We start from the raw sequence: 13,959 nt of genomic DNA on the forward strand, positions 1-13,959 counted from the left end.
GTGCCCTCTTTATGTTGTTGTGAGGGTGGAGTGCGGAGCGACACACGCTATTGGTAGCGTCGCCCCAGGCTTTTGCCTACCTCGGGTGGCAGGCCGGAACTCACGACGGTTCAGTAACGAACGCATCAATAATCTGTTTAAAGTTGTCGTCGCCCACAAAACCAAGCTGCTTGGCTTTCGCGGTTTCAAAACGCGCCGGCCAGCTCGCCACAATGGCTTCAATGCGCGGGTCAGGCTCATGGCGTACCAGCGAAAGCGCTTTCTCGCCGGCCACATCGCGCAGTGCTGCCAGCATATCGGCTACCGTGACGGTAATGCCGGGTAGCATAAAGGCGCGAAAAGAGGCCAGGGCTTCGCTCGGCACTTCCGCACCATGAATCAGCGCCGCCACCACTTTGCCCGGTGACATCACAAACATCGGCAGCTCGGTAGGCACCGGGCAAACCGCCTCTTCGCCCTTGAGCGGCTCACGTAGGATGCTGGAAGCAAAGCTGGAGGCCGCAGCATTAGGGCGGCCGGGTCGAATCACAATCGTCGGTAGGCGCAGCACTAAACCATCAATGAGCCCTCGGCGGCTGTAATCGTTGATGAGCAGCTCGCACATGGCTTTTTGTGCACCGTAGGAGTTTTGCGGATGGAGTGCCGTCATATCATCCAGTACCTCCGGCAACTCACCGCCGTAGGCCGCCACGGAGCTGGCCATAATCAAGCGAGTATCGGATAGCTCCTGCTCCCGGCAGCCTTCCAGCAGCGCCCGTGTGGCATCGAAGTTAACCCGCATACCGAGTTCCAAATCGGCTTCTGCGGCGGAGCTTACGACCGCCGCCAGGTGGTAGATCACATCAGGTCGCTGCTCTAACACGCTATCCAGTGCGTCGGGTTGGGTAATATCCAGCGCCACTGATGTCACAGCAACACTTCCCGCTGCAGGCTGCGGCGCTTCGATCTGGTCAATCAGTGTCAAGCGCGTAATAGGCTGCTGGCGAAGCTCACCACGTTCAAGCAATTGCTTGACTAAACGCTGGCCGAGAAACCCAGCAGCACCGGTAATGGCAATATGCATCGTGAGGATCCTGTTGTAGTGTTGTTATTGTTCATTCAGTTGGGGCCGATCAGTGGGAGTCGAGCAGATAGTGCCGATCAGTGTGTGGTTAGGCCCCACACCTCGCCCCACCCCAGCCCCGCGCGAGTGTCGGCCTGGGGGCGATACTCGCAGCCGATCCAGCCGCTATAGCCCAGCGCGCTTAAGCGCTCGAAGATGGCCGGGTAATGCACCTCCCCCACATCCAGTTCGTGGCGCCCGGGTACGCCTGCGACTTGAATATGCCCTATGGAGCTGAACTGGCGCTCAAGGTGGAGAATCAAGTTGCCGTCCATAATTTGGCAGTGGTAGAGATCAAACTGTAGCTTTAGATTTTCTGCCCCAACCTCTTCCAATACCGCCATGGCCTGGGCCTGGCGAGAGAGAAAAAAGCCGGGCATATCGCGCGTATTAATCGGCTCGATCAGTATCTCTCGGCCAACTTTCGCCGCCTCTTCCGTAGCAAAATGCAGATTGCGGATATAGGTGGCGTGGTGTTCAGCCTGGGTCGCGGCATCGGCATCTTCCGGGAGCAGCCCCGCCATGGCATGCACCCGAGGGCAGTTGAGCGCCTCGGCGTAACGTAGCCCTTCAATCACCGAGTCACGAAACTCTCCTTCTCGACCCGGCAAGCTCGCCAAGCCTCGCTCACCTGCATCCCAATCACCTGGCGGCAGATTAAACAGCACTTGCTCCAGTTGGTGCTTGTTCAGCGCATCTCTTAACTCATCGGCGGCATAGGCGTACGGGAACAGGTACTCAACGCCTTTAAAGCCCGCCTTCGCAGCAGCGGCAAAGCGATCCATAAAGGCGTGCTCGTTAAACAGCATGCTGAGGTTGGCGGCTAATCGAATCATCGTGGTGCTCTTGTTGTTCAGTACGTCATTGTTAAGTGCGTCGTTAATCCCGTGGAAAGCGCGCTTCCAGCTCCGCCACCTGTTCCGGCGTTAGCCCTCGCGGGTTTTCACCCCGTAGCAGCAGGTAGAGCTTGGCGGTTTCTTCCAATTCTTCGGTGGCGTAGATCGCTGCCTCGAGGTTTTTACCCGCCACCACCGGGCCGTGGTTAGCCAGCAATACCGCGCTGTGTTTGCCCGCTAACCCCCGCACTGCATCGCCCAGTTTGGGGTCGCCAGGAATGTGATACGGCACCAGCGGCAGTTTCCCCACCCGCATCACGTAGTAGGCAGTGAGTGGTGGTATGCAGTCGCAGGGATCTACGCCCGGCAGGCAAGAGACCGCCACCGAGTGAGTGGAGTGCAGGTGCACAATCGCGCCGGATTGCGGGCGCTCCTCATACATCGCCATATGCAAAAACTGCTCTTTGGTGGGCGAGTCGCCACTCATCAGTTGGCCGTTACTGTCCAAATGAGAGATTCGCGCAGGATCCAGCCGCCCCAAGCATGCGTTAGTGGGTGTCATCAGCCAGCCGCCATCGTCCAGGCGCACGCTGATATTACCGCTAGAGCCCATGGTCAGGCCGCGGTCAAACAGCGATTTCCCCAGAGTGCTGATCTGCTCACGTAAACTGTTCTGGGGATGGCGATGCAAGTGGATGCTCATACCAGCACCTCAAACGCCCGAGTAAAAAAGTCGACGCCACCAAAGTTGCCAGATTTCAGCGCCAGCGACAGCGGCGCATTGCGACCGGCTAGAGGGGCTTGGGTCCAGGGTACGCCGGGGTCGATCTGCTCGCCGATGCGCAGGGTGGCAATGCCCAGCGCCGAGACTACTGCACCTGATGTTTCGCCCCCGGCGACCAGCAACCGGCCAACGCCTTCATCTACAAGCTTGACAGCCAACTGGCTCAGCGCCTCTTCCACTAACGCACCCGCATGCGCAACGCCAAGGGCTTGCTGGGCGGCGTTAACCTTTTCAGTATCAGCCGAGGCATAGAGCAGTACCGGCGCCTCTTGAGATAAGCGCTTGCGGGCAAAGGCCAGCGCCTGCTCCTGCTGTTGTCCTTCTTCGGCCAACGCCAAGGGATCCAGGGCGAAGCCACCAGCAGGGTGCTTGGCCAGAAAATCCGCCACCTGGGACAGCGTGGCCCGGGAGCAACTACCGGAGAGCACCAGCGCCCCGCCCGAGGCAGGCGATAAACGCCCCGGCTCACTGATCGTGCCCAGCCAGCCCTGGGCACGATACTGGGCGGGCAACGCCTGCCCTAGCCCTGAACCGCCGGTAACCAAGGGCATCGCAACCGTAGCTTCGGCAAGTACATCCAGATCCTGCTCATCCAGGGAATCACAGATCACATGGCGAACCCCCTGATCTGCCAGTATCGTTAAGTGAGTGCGGGTCGCCTCCGCACCTTGAACCAGCACCGCGCGGTTGGCTAAGCCCACCGGGTGCGGCGTTTGGCGGGCGAGTACTCGCACCAGATCCGCGTCCTGCATGGGGTTCAGTGGGTGGTGCTGCATACCGCTGTCGTTGAGCAAGCGGTCGCCCACAAACAGATGGCCTTGGTAGACCGTACGGCCGTTAACCGGGAAGGTGGGCACCATCACCGTCTGGTACGCGTCCAGGGCTTCCAGCAGCGCATCCGCCACCGGGCCGATATTGCCCTGGTCGGTGGAGTCAAAGGTGGAGCAGTACTTGAAGAACAACTGCCGGGCGCCCTGCTGGCGAAGCCACTCAAGGGCAGCCAGTGAGTCCGCCACGGCTTCGTCTACTGGGCAGGAACGCGATTTCAGCGCCACGACCACTGCATCGATATCAGCGAGGTCGATTTCTTGCTGGGGCACGCCAATCACCTGCAGGCAGCGCATACCGCCGCGCACCAGGTTATTGGCAAGGTCGGTCGCTCCAGTGAAGTCATCGGCAATAGCGCCCAGTACGATGTTCGCTCCCATCCCCATTTTATTAGGCTCCCTGGGCGTCGTTGGCAGCTTCTGGCAACGCGATGCCCGATAACCGCTGGTAGACTTTAATCACTGCCGAGTCATCTTCGCGACCAAAACCTGCACCGCTGGCAGCGGTAAACTGCTGCAGAGCGCTGGACGCTACCGGTGTTGCCAATGCCAGCTCGCGGCCGGTTTGATGCACAATGTTGAGATCTTTGACGAAGATATCCACCGCCGAAAGCGGCGTGTAGTCACCACTCAGGATATGCGGCACGCGGTTTTCGAACATCCAGGAGTTGCCCGCCGAGTGGGTAATGACGTCATATATCACCTCTGGGTCGAGCCCCATGCGAATGCCCAGCGCCATGGCCTCAGCAGCGGTGGCGATATGCACACCTGCCAGCAGTTGATTGACCAGTTTCATACTTGAGCCAACGCCAGGCGCATCGCCAAGGCGATAAACCTTGGCAGCCATGGCGTTTAGCACCGCTTCGGCGTAGGTAAATGCCTCCGTTGCCCCGGATGCCATTACCGATAGTTCACCACTTTTGGCTTTAGCAGCACCGCCGCTAATCGGCGCATCCAGCAGCAGCAAGCCCTCTGCCGCCACACGCTCACCAAGCTGTTTGGCCTGACTGGGCGCCACCGTGGCGCACTGTATGATCAGACTGTCTCGAGCCAAGTGGCTTACCACACCCTGCTCACCGAACAGCACTTGCTCAACCTGCGCCCCGTTAACGACAACCACCAACACGATATGGCAGTGAGCAAGCTCGGCAGGAGTGGCTACGCTTTGCCCCCCTGCTGCCACGAAGGCATCGCGTGCCCCAGCGGAAATATCACACCCGGTCACATTAAAGCCCTGCTTGAGCATAGCGGTGGCCGTACCCATGCCCATGGCGCCCAGGCCAATAAGACCTACTTGAAGTGATTGCTTATCGTGTTGGCTCACCTAACGGCACCTCTTTGTTGTTGAGACAGTGGTTGAGACGGCTGTTGAGACTGTTGCTGAGATCGTTGTTGTGTTTGTTGCTCTCGTCGCAGTGCAATTAGAAGCTAAATGGTAGCGCTGTCATGATAGCGCTACCATTCGTTTTAGATTATTGTTGGCGTTACGACAAGCTGAAAATCAGGGACGTGCGACCAATGTCTAAAGACTCGCCCAACGCTGCCTCTCCCAGCCCTGCCAGGCAGCGCCGAAGCTCCGACCAAGTCACGCTCAGCCAAGTGGCGCAAGCGGCAGGGGTATCACCGATTACCGCATCTCGAGCACTGAACAACCCTGATAAGGTCAGCGATAGTGCACGCCTGAGTGTTCTACAAGCCGTAGAGCAATTGGGCTACGTGCCCAACTTGGTAGCCGGTAGTCTGGCTTCATCCCGATCACGGCTGATTGCCGTGATCGTGCCGTCACTGATCAATAGCGTGTTTGTGGAAGTCATCAAGGGGCTGCAGGAGACGCTGGAAGCCGAGGGCTACCAGATACTGCTGGGTAACACCGACTACGATCTAGACCGCGAGTATCAATTGGTGCGCACTTTTCTGGGCTGGTCATGCTCTGCACTGGTCACCGCTGGGCTGCGCCATAACAAGGCGTGCCATACGCTGCTGGCGAACTGGGATCACCCCATTATGGAGGTGATGGAGCTGGGCAAAGGCATGGATCTTAACGTTGGGCTGGATCACGTGGCGGCAGGCCGCTGCATGGCCGACCATCTTCTCGACAAAGGCTACCGCCAGATTGTTTATGTAGGCGCCCGGCTCTCGCAGGATTATCGCGCCAGCATGCGTTACGAAGGCCATAAAGCGGTACTAAAGGAGAAAGGGATCGACGCCCCACTACTGGAACTAGATACCCTGGGCAGCCTACAGGCGGGCGCTGAAGGACTGGCCCAAGTGCTCGTGCAATACCCTCATACCCAAGCCATTCACTTTGCCAACGACGACTTGGCGGCAGGCGCCCTGCTGGCGGCTCAACGTCAAGGGCTAAGCGTGCCAGGGGATATCGCCATTGCCGGGTTTAACGGCCTGCCCCTTGGTCAGCACGTAACTCCTCAGCTCACTACCATTCTTTCACCCAGAGAAGAGATGGGCCGCTTAGCCGCCAAAGAACTCATCCGGCGTCTAAGCGGTAAAAACGTCTACCGCCGCCAGCACGATGTGGGCTTTACGCTCCAAACCGGCGGGAGTACTTAGGCCGTCTCAGTGCTCATATCGCTGGCGGTTGACCAAGAATTTCCAAGCCTGATCCCAGCTCGTTTTCAATCGCCTGACCAATGGCCAAAAGATTAGCGTCTTGCCAAGGCCCCGCCAGCACTTGTAGGCCAACAGGCATACCTGCGGCGTCTTTCCCAACCGGCAGCGTTAAGGCACACAGGCCTAGGAAATTAGCGATCACCGTGTTGCGCAGGGCATGCATGTTGGCTTTGGGATAGGCACCTTCGGGCTGAAGACTCTCGATAGTGGGCGGGGTAATCGCCACCGTGGGAGTAAGGACTGCATCTACATCGGCCATGCGAGCGGCAGCAGAGGCGGCAAGCGAGTCCAGCACCGTGCGACGACGCACATACTCCCAGGCAGGCATGTCATCTGCCGCTTTAACGCGGGCGGCGACGTTAGGATCCAGGGAGTCAATCATCTCGGGTAGCTCGGTGTTTAGAAACGCTGCCAATTCCGGCGCAGCCACACCGCCCAGCTTGAAGAGTTCGTACGCTTCGTCGATGCCGGGCAACTCGAGGGTCACTATTCGCGCCCCGGCGGCTTCCAGCTGCTTAATGGCACCGCGTACGGTTTCTGCGATACCTGGACTGCAGTCGTCCCAGAAAAACGTTTCTGGTACTCCAAAGGTCAACCCGGCAAGCGTCGGTGTTGCTGGCATTCGATCATCCTGACCGCTAAGGCCGCCATCCAACGCATCGAACGCAAAGGCAAGGTCATCTACCCGACGCGCCAGTAACCCTGGGGTATCCAGCGTGCTTGAAAGCGGTACGATCTGCTCGGTCGACCAGCGCCCGGCGGTGGTTTTCAGGCCGACTACGCCGGTCATTGAGGCAGGAATACGCACTGAACCGGCGGTATCGGTGCCTAATGCCAAACTTGCCGTACCGCCCACCAGTGAAACACCCGCCCCGGAGCTTGAGCCGCCAGGCGTGCGGTGCTGATGTGCATCCCAGGGGTTGCGTGGTGCTCCCCAATGGGCATTGGTGCCCAAGCCGCCAAAGGCAAACTCAACGGAGTGGGTTTTACCCATCACAGAAGGCAGCTGTTTCAATAGTGTGCTCACCACCGGGCCGGGGCGCTCCCAGCGCTTCGGCAGGCGTTGGGAAGAGCCCGCATAAGTCGGCAGCCCCGTCACGGCGTAGATATCCTTGATCGATACCGCCATGCCCATTAGCGCTCCCGCATCACCACCCTGGGCGAGCACCGCATCGGCAGCTTTTGCCATTGCCAGTGCCTGCTCGCCGTTCCAGGTGAGGTAGGCGTGGTCGTGTTTGCCGCGCTGCTGATAAGCAGCGATTGCCGCTTCGGCCAGCGCGGTAGCGGTCAGCGTGCCCGCCCGCAGCCGCTCGCGCTGCTCACGCAACGGTAGAAAAATGGGTGAATCCTGCATGCTTTACGTACCTCTGTGGGTGCTTAACGCACTTCAAAAATCGCTTCGACTTCCACCGCCGCATTGCCGGGTAGTGTCGCTACCCCAATGGCGGTTCTAGCATGACGCCCCGCATCGCCAAACAGCGCGACAAAAAGTTCGGACGCGCCGTTAATGACCAACGGCACATCATGAAAGCCCGGCGCCACATTGACGAACCCATTCATGCGCACGCATCGCACCACGCGGGAAAAATCGCCATCAAGGGCATTGCTGAGCGAGGCCAGCAGGTTCAAGGCGCACGCCTGGGCCGCCAGCTTGCCGGTTTCAAGATCGAACTCAGCCCCTACCTTACCGGGATAGAGAACATCACCGCCACGCTCACAAATCTGCCCGGCTAAAAACAGCTGGCTGCCCAACTGAGACCAGGGCAGAAACATGCCACGCGGCCTTGGAATCGCCGGTAACGTAAGGCTCTGCTCCGCCACCGCTTGTTCAATCGTTTTGCTCATGGTTCGTTGTCCTTATTGTTTAGTTTCATTAAACCAGCTGTTAATAGATTAACGAGGGCAGCCAGGTACTCAGCCACGGTATATAGGTGATGATGATCAGCGCTAACAGCATCAAGCCAATCAGCGGTAAACAGGCCTTGAACACTTCCTGCAGCGACATCTTGGAGATCGCCATGGCGACAAACAGGTTCAACCCTACCGGCGGCGTAATCATCCCCACCGAGAAGTTGATCAGCGTGATCACCCCAAAATGCACCGGGTCCACGCCTACCTGGGCCGCAATCGGTTGCAGCAGTGGCGAGAGCACGATGATGGCGGAGGCGCTATCGAGGAAGAAGCCAGCAACGATCATCACGACATTAAACAGCGCCATGACCTGGAACGGATCGTCGGTCCACGACAGCACTTCGCCTGCCAACTGGCTGGGCGTACCGGTAATCGCGAGCAGCCAAGAAAAAGCAGAGGCCCCCGCGGTAATCAGCAGTAACGTCGCGGAAATCAACCCAGAGCTTCTTAGCGTACCCACCAGTTCCGTTACGTTAATGGTGCGATAAACCACCATGCCGACAAACAGGCCATATACGCAGGCGACCGCCGCCGATTCGGTCGGGGTAAAGACGCCACTGTAGATGCCCCCCAGCAGAATCACCGGCAGGCCAAGGCCCCAGGCAGCATCTTTAAAGGCTACCAAGATTTGCCTCAGCGAGGGGAAAGGGGCGCGCTCATAGCCTTTGATGCTGCTAAAGACGATGCAGTAGGCGATGAGAATCGAAGCAATCACAATGGCAGGCAGCAGGCCCGCTGCAAACAGCCGCCCCACTGAAGTACCGGTCACTGAGCCATAGATAATCAGCGCAATACTCGGCGGCACGATCGGCCCCAAGGTACCGGCGGTGGCGATCAACCCAATCGCAAAGCGCTTATCGTAGCCAGCAGCGACAAGTGCCGGGAACATGATCGAGCCAATCGCCACCACCGTGGCGGGGCTTGAACCGGAAATGGCCCCGAAGAAGAGACATGACAGCACCGTGGCCGCCGCCAAGCCCCCTGGCACCCACCCTACCAACGCCTTGGCAAGATTGATCAACCGGTCGGAAAGCCCGCCAATCCGCATCAGCTCCGCCGCCAGGATAAAGAACGGAATCGCCATCAGCGAGAAGTTGTTCATGCCGGTAAACATGCGCATCGGCACGATTACCGGATTGGTAGCGCCAAAGAATTCAATGGCAAGAAACACCGCCAATGCCAAGGAAGCAAAGATGGGCAGCCCAAGCAGTAGAACGGCAAAAAAGATCGGTAATAATGCAGTAATCATGGTCGCCCTCCAGGGTTAAATGAGCTTATCCGACTCAGCCACAAGCTCTTCGGAGAGACTCACCGGAGGCTTTTTCCAGACTTCATTGATTACCCATAGATAACGCAGAATCAGCAGTACACCGGAAACGCCAATCGGCAGATAGAACCATGCCATCGGCAGGCGAAGTGCAGCGGTTAACTGTCCGCGATCCAACGTGCTGAAATAGAGAACAAAGCCGTAATAGGTCATGAAGCCAGCGAACACGATACCGATCAGTGCTGCGATCATGTGCAGCCAGCGGTTCACAGCGGGCGAGGCAATGGCATTCAGCACATCCACCGAAATATGCGTGCCATGGCGCACACCCATACTGGCACCTATAAAACTCATACAGATAATGGAGTAAATAACGACTTCTTCAGCCCAAAATAGCGAACCGCTAAAGCCGTAGCGATACACGACTTGGATGGTGGTGAGGATGGTCGCAATCGACATGAAAACGACCATCGCCACACTTTCCAAGCGATCAAGACATTTGTTGAGCGCTTCGAACATGAGATATCCACACCCTGACAGGGGTAAGAAGAGAGGAGCCAGGTCTTAGCCGACCCGTTGGATCAATACTCGATACCCACAGCGTCATAGACCTTATGCAGCAACTCCGTGGTGACGATATCTTCATACTCTTCGTGCACCGGCATGCTGGCTTCAATAAAGGCGTCACGCTGCTCTGGGGTGAGTTCGTTGATCGCAATTTCGTCTTTGATCTCTTCCATGATGGTCTCTTCGTCCTGCAGCGTTAGCGCACGGGACGCGTCTCGGCCGTTATCGAAGGCTTCCAGCATCACCGCCTGCAGATCTTCCGGCAGCGAGTCCCAGGAGTCCTGGTTCATTACCGCCGCATAGGCGTGGTAAGCGTGATTGGTCAGCGAGAGATAATCCTGCACCTCATGGAAACGCATGGTATAGATGTTGGCCAGTGGGTTTTCCTGCCCCGACACCACGCCTTGCTGCAGGCCGTTGTAAACCTCGGTGAAGGCCATTGCGGTGGCATTAGCGCCCAGGTTTTCATAGGTGGAGATGATGATCGGCGCCTGCATGGTGCGCATGCGGATACTGTCCATATCCTCGGGGGTTTCGATCGGGCGATCATTGTTGGTGATATGGCGGAAGCCCGCTCCCCAGAAGTTGACGCCGTACATGTTATGACCATTCAGGGTATCGAGGATTTCGCGACCCACTTCACCATCCAGGGTTTCCACCATGGTGTCGTAATCGGCAATCAAGAACGGCAGATCCAAAATCTGCATGCGCGGTTCAAAGTTACCCAGGGTGGCCGTTGGCGGGATACCGATATCGACCAGGCCCATCTGAATCTGCTCAATGATTTCAACGTCGCCACCTACCTGAGCGGCCGGCAGCACGTTAATCTCGATACGACCATCGGACTTCTCCTCTACCTCCTCTTTAAAGCGCAGCGCCGCCTGGCCGTTCGGCGTTTCTTCAATCAACACGTGTGCGAAGCTGAAGGTATAGTCGGCCGCATGAAGCTGAGCCGCGCTTAGAGAAGCAACAGCAATAGCAGCGGAGAGAGTGGCTTTTGTCAGCGTTAGTTTCATGTCCAGCACCTTATTTAGTTATGGGGAATTGCTTTTTAGCTTCCTGTTATTGCAGTTGAGCAAGGTTAAAAGGCCGCTCACGCCATTAAGCGTTCCATCGCATCCCCCAGCGCTTCGCGCGGGGTACTACTCAGCAGCAAGGCAAGTGCAAGCCTTGCCTTGCGTGCACTGATATCGTTGAGCGCGATCACCCCAGCCGAGACCAAATCAGCCAGGCTGCCGCTAAACTCATAACTGGTGTTCACCGGCCCTTGAGCGCAACTACTCACGACCGCTACAAGGACACCTGCGCTAACCAATGCTCGTATTTCGTTCATCCAGCCAGGTGGCACGTGGCCCCGGCCTAAGCCATCGATCACCACCCCCTTCGCGCCACTCTCTAAGCAGGCTTTCAGCAGTGCTGGCGAGGCATCCAGATAGGCGGGCAGTAGATCGACACGCGGCAGCGGAACATCCCAGCCTTCAATGGGGGGCTCAATCGCAGTCCCTGTGTGATAAAGCTTGAGCCGTTGACCGTCGATATACCCCAGCGAACCAGCGCCGGGGGCATCAAATCCATGCAACTGGAAACTGCTCACCTTGCGGGCATAGCGCGCAGCAAACAGCGACTCGTTGAATACCACGACACAGCCAAGCTGACTCAGTTGGGGGCTAACCGCCGCCACGATGGCATCGCAGATGTTTTTAAAGGCGTCGGTACCTAACTGGTGAGGCGCCCGCTGGGAACCGGTGATCACACACGGTTTATCCGCTGGCAGCGTGAGCGATAGAAAGTAAGCGGTCTCTTCCAAGGTATCGGTACCGTGGGTGATCACCAGACCGTCCACATCGGCTCGCAACAATGCTCTCCGCCCTTGGCAATGGAGTTCAGCAAGATCCGCGAGAGTGACGGCATTACTGGGTTTCTGCAGGATCGACATCACTTCTAACGTGACGTCGACACCCTGCGGCAGCGCTACCTGATCCAGCAGCTGCTCGCCGCTTAGCTCCCCTGACTGGCTTCGGCCTGAATCACTGGGCTTGCTGGCAATAGTGCCGCCCGTGGTCAATACCACGATGTGCTTTTTGGTCATTCAGGTTCCCATCTTTTATGCTTTGCGTCACAAACAACAGACATCAGATGTCTGATTTCAGACTAGACTAAAGAACAAACCATTAGCAAGGCAGTCACATAAAACAATGGAAAATAAGAATATGTCTTTTAAATATATGCAATCAGCTGTCTTAAGCCGCTAGGCTTAGGGCATTGATAAAATGCAGGAAACACCGATGAGCCACGCGAGGCCCTCATGAGTTTTAAACGCCAGCCCGAGATTAGCTCGACCCGTACAACCTCTTTTGGAGATTCAATGGATCGCAGTTCAGTTGCGCTGCAACTGCTAGAGCGTATTAAAACCGCTCTTATACGAGGCGACCTCAAGCCAGGGGATTACCTGCCCTCGGAAACGGAGCTCACTCACACCCTGGGCATTGGTAAATCCAGCGTGCGTGAAGCCATCAAGATGCTGCAAGCGATAGGGATCGTTGAGGTCAAACGGGGTCAAGGCACCATGATTCGCCGCGAACCAGGCACGCCGCTCGTCGACCCGATGGCGTTCGGGATGATCCTGGCGCGAGGCATGACGCGGGATGTACTGGAGTTTCGCCGCATGTTTGAACCGGCTTACACGCTTCAAGCAATGAGCGGGGCAACGGCAGAGGATCATCAACGTATTCAGCAGAGTATCGACGCCATGGAAGAAGCCATCCGCGCGGGTGCTCAAACCTCCAAGCACGATATTGCCTTCCATCGCGCCATTCTGCACAGCACCCATAACCCCATGACCATCCGCGTCGGCGAAACCTTGCTGCAACTGATCGAAGCCGCACTGGAAACCTCTATGCGCTCACTACCGGAAACCGCCTTGAAGGACCATAAAGCTATCTATGCGGCCTTCAAAGCAGGCGATACCGCCGGTATTCATGCAGCGATAGCCGTTAGCAGCGAAAGCTGGGAAACCAACCTAACTTATGACAGTGACAGCGAATTAAATGCAGCACCCCGTTAAGGCTCTTCTTGTAACCAGGCGTCAAAAAAGGTCATAAATGCGCGCGCTTTGGCGGTTATGTGCCGCCCCGGCGGATAGACTGCATAGGCGCCGCCTTCCGGCAGTGTCCACTCTTCAAGTACTCGCACTAAACGCCCAGCCGCGATCTCTGGCGCCGCGGTCATATCCGGCAATACGGAGAGCCCCCCGCCAGCGACCATCAGTGCGACTAAGCTCACCGTTGAGTTGGCTGCCAACCCTGCGCTCATTTGCACCTCATACCGCTCATCGCGTCGCTGGAAAGTCCAGGTTAACGGCGCTTTTAACGGCGTAAAAGCGATCCATGCATGGTCTTCCAGCGCCTTGGGGTGTGAAGGCGTGCCGTAGCGTTTCAGATAATCAGGAGCAGCCACCACATGCTGTTGAAAAGTGCCTATTCGACGGGCGCGTAGCGTGGAGTCTTTTAGCCAGCCTAGACGAAACGCTAAATCGATGCCGTCCTGCACCATATCGCTTACTTGGTCGCCGCTACGTAGTTCTATATGCAGCGCAGGGTGCAAGCGGCTAAACGCCACCACTGCGTCGCTCAACACCCCGGCGGCGTAATCTTCGGGAGCCGTGATACGCAACTCGCCGTGCAGCTGTTGGGTGTCGCTCACAGCACTGGCAAGCGCCCCCTGTAGATCTATTAACAGCGGGTGGCACTGATGGTAGAGCGCCTCTCCGGCCTGAGTGAGCTGAACCCGCCGCGTGGTGCGTAGGAACAGCGTGACACCCAGGCGCGTTTCCAGCTGCCGAATTTGCAGGCTGACACGGGTTTTCGTGCAGCCTAGCCGCTCCGCTGCTTTGGTAAAGCTGCCGGCTTCCACCAGAGCGACAAAGATCGGCAAACCGTTTAAATCGAACTCGTTGGCGGTGGTCATTCATCGCCCTACTGTTATGAAATCGATAACAGTAAATTACGTTAATCGCTATTTTTCAAATCAATAAAGCG

General features: G+C 57.3%; 14 protein-coding genes. 2 read left to right on the forward strand and 12 right to left on the reverse strand.

The genetic code is table 11. From position 1 onward, the window contains the following. Nucleotides 1-100: 100 nt before the first annotated feature. The 5 genes from denD to ltnD all read right to left on the reverse strand — a co-directional run bounded on the left by denD (nt 101) and on the right by ltnD (nt 4,873). On the reverse strand, nt 101-1,063 hold the full coding sequence (gene denD / locus LMS44_RS20315) for a D-erythronate dehydrogenase (protein ID WP_027957116.1): 963 nt from the start codon (nt 1,061-1,063) through the stop codon (nt 101-103). 77 nt (nt 1,064-1,140) lie between these two features. Next, nucleotides 1,141-1,938 (reverse strand): hydroxypyruvate isomerase family protein, encoded by a 798-nt coding sequence (otnI, locus tag LMS44_RS20320; RefSeq protein WP_498946285.1) that lies wholly within the window; start codon nt 1,936-1,938, stop codon nt 1,141-1,143. Between the two features lie 43 nt (nt 1,939-1,981). Then, nucleotides 1,982-2,641 (reverse strand): 3-oxo-tetronate 4-phosphate decarboxylase, encoded by a 660-nt coding sequence (otnC, locus tag LMS44_RS20325; protein WP_022521629.1) that lies wholly within the window; start codon nt 2,639-2,641, stop codon nt 1,982-1,984. Further along, a complete protein-coding gene (otnK, locus tag LMS44_RS20330; protein ID WP_498946287.1) occupies nt 2,638-3,936 on the reverse strand; it encodes a four-carbon acid sugar kinase family protein in 1,299 nt (432 codons plus the stop codon). Before otnK ends, otnC begins: the two co-directional genes overlap by 4 nt. A 4-nt stretch (nt 3,937-3,940) precedes the next feature. Continuing rightward, complete coding sequence (ltnD, locus tag LMS44_RS20335; protein WP_022521627.1) at nt 3,941-4,873, reverse strand: L-threonate dehydrogenase; 933 nt, start codon at nt 4,871-4,873, stop codon at nt 3,941-3,943. Nucleotides 4,874-5,067: 194 nt separating this feature from the next. On the opposite strand from ltnD, the gene LMS44_RS20340 reads away from it, so the two are divergent. After that, nucleotides 5,068-6,117: a LacI family DNA-binding transcriptional regulator gene (locus LMS44_RS20340; protein ID WP_498946290.1), complete on the forward strand. Its 1,050-nt coding sequence runs from the start codon at nt 5,068-5,070 to the stop codon at nt 6,115-6,117. 13 nt (nt 6,118-6,130) lie between these two features. Here LMS44_RS20340 and LMS44_RS20345 read toward each other — a convergent pair whose 3' ends face one another. From LMS44_RS20345 to LMS44_RS20370, 6 genes are all read right to left on the reverse strand, one after another. Continuing rightward, nucleotides 6,131-7,531, reverse strand: a complete 1,401-nt coding sequence (locus LMS44_RS20345) for an amidase (RefSeq protein WP_498946292.1) — start codon at nt 7,529-7,531, stop codon at nt 6,131-6,133. A gap of 23 nt (nt 7,532-7,554) precedes the next feature. Then, nucleotides 7,555-8,022 carry a RidA family protein gene (locus tag LMS44_RS20350; protein WP_498946294.1) on the reverse strand — a complete coding sequence of 156 codons (468 nt, stop codon included), beginning with the start codon at nt 8,020-8,022 and terminating at the stop codon, nt 7,555-7,557. 40 nt (nt 8,023-8,062) lie between these two features. Then, nucleotides 8,063-9,337 carry a TRAP transporter large permease gene (locus LMS44_RS20355; protein ID WP_009285971.1) on the reverse strand — a complete coding sequence of 425 codons (1,275 nt, stop codon included), beginning with the start codon at nt 9,335-9,337 and terminating at the stop codon, nt 8,063-8,065. 15 nt (nt 9,338-9,352) lie between these two features. Then, a complete protein-coding gene (locus LMS44_RS20360; RefSeq protein WP_022521622.1) occupies nt 9,353-9,874 on the reverse strand; it encodes a TRAP transporter small permease in 522 nt (173 codons plus the stop codon). Between the two features lie 62 nt (nt 9,875-9,936). Further along, nucleotides 9,937-10,938 (reverse strand): TRAP transporter substrate-binding protein, encoded by a 1,002-nt coding sequence (locus LMS44_RS20365; protein WP_342411063.1) that lies wholly within the window; start codon nt 10,936-10,938, stop codon nt 9,937-9,939. Between the two features lie 77 nt (nt 10,939-11,015). Then, entirely contained in the window at nt 11,016-12,011 is a 996-nt protein-coding gene (locus LMS44_RS20370; RefSeq protein ID WP_138799255.1) for an asparaginase, read from the reverse strand. Nucleotides 12,012-12,287: 276 nt separating this feature from the next. On the opposite strand from LMS44_RS20370, the gene LMS44_RS20375 reads away from it, so the two are divergent. After that, entirely contained in the window at nt 12,288-12,986 is a 699-nt protein-coding gene (locus LMS44_RS20375; RefSeq protein ID WP_249362061.1) for a FadR/GntR family transcriptional regulator, read from the forward strand. On the opposite strand, the gene LMS44_RS20380 is transcribed toward LMS44_RS20375, so the two are convergent. After that, the gene (locus LMS44_RS20380) at nt 12,983-13,888 is read right to left on the reverse strand and encodes a LysR family transcriptional regulator (protein WP_278370568.1); all 906 of its coding nucleotides are present in this window, start codon (nt 13,886-13,888) and stop codon (nt 12,983-12,985) included. The two genes, LMS44_RS20375 and LMS44_RS20380, sit on opposite strands and share 4 nt — an antisense overlap. Nucleotides 13,889-13,959 lie beyond the last annotated feature (71 nt).

It is taken from the genome of Halomonas profundus (assembly GCF_020865425.1).
GTDB classification, from domain to species: Bacteria; Pseudomonadota; Gammaproteobacteria; order Pseudomonadales; family Halomonadaceae; genus Vreelandella; species Vreelandella titanicae.

Bases quoted from the DNA above. Each gene is read 5' to 3' on its own strand.
- LMS44_RS20370 (WP_138799255.1), bottom strand. From the start codon at position 12,011: ATGACCAAAAAGCACATCGTGGTATTGACCACGGGCGGCACTATTGCC.
- otnK (WP_498946287.1), bottom strand. From the start codon at position 3,936: ATGGGGATGGGAGCGAACATCGTACTGGGCGCTATTGCCGATGACTTC.
- LMS44_RS20380 (WP_278370568.1), bottom strand. From the start codon at position 13,888: ATGACCACCGCCAACGAGTTCGATTTAAACGGTTTGCCGATCTTTGTC.
- LMS44_RS20365 (WP_342411063.1), bottom strand. From the start codon at position 10,938: ATGAAACTAACGCTGACAAAAGCCACTCTCTCCGCTGCTATTGCTGTT.
- LMS44_RS20340 (WP_498946290.1), top strand. From the start codon at position 5,068: ATGTCTAAAGACTCGCCCAACGCTGCCTCTCCCAGCCCTGCCAGGCAG.
- LMS44_RS20345 (WP_498946292.1), bottom strand. From the start codon at position 7,531: ATGCAGGATTCACCCATTTTTCTACCGTTGCGTGAGCAGCGCGAGCGG.
- denD (WP_027957116.1), bottom strand. From the start codon at position 1,063: ATGCATATTGCCATTACCGGTGCTGCTGGGTTTCTCGGCCAGCGTTTA.
- otnC (WP_022521629.1), bottom strand. From the start codon at position 2,641: ATGAGCATCCACTTGCATCGCCATCCCCAGAACAGTTTACGTGAGCAG.
- LMS44_RS20375 (WP_249362061.1), top strand. From the start codon at position 12,288: ATGGATCGCAGTTCAGTTGCGCTGCAACTGCTAGAGCGTATTAAAACC.
- LMS44_RS20355 (WP_009285971.1), bottom strand. From the start codon at position 9,337: ATGATTACTGCATTATTACCGATCTTTTTTGCCGTTCTACTGCTTGGG.
- LMS44_RS20360 (WP_022521622.1), bottom strand. From the start codon at position 9,874: ATGTTCGAAGCGCTCAACAAATGTCTTGATCGCTTGGAAAGTGTGGCG.
- otnI (WP_498946285.1), bottom strand. From the start codon at position 1,938: ATGATTCGATTAGCCGCCAACCTCAGCATGCTGTTTAACGAGCACGCC.
- LMS44_RS20350 (WP_498946294.1), bottom strand. From the start codon at position 8,022: ATGAGCAAAACGATTGAACAAGCGGTGGCGGAGCAGAGCCTTACGTTA.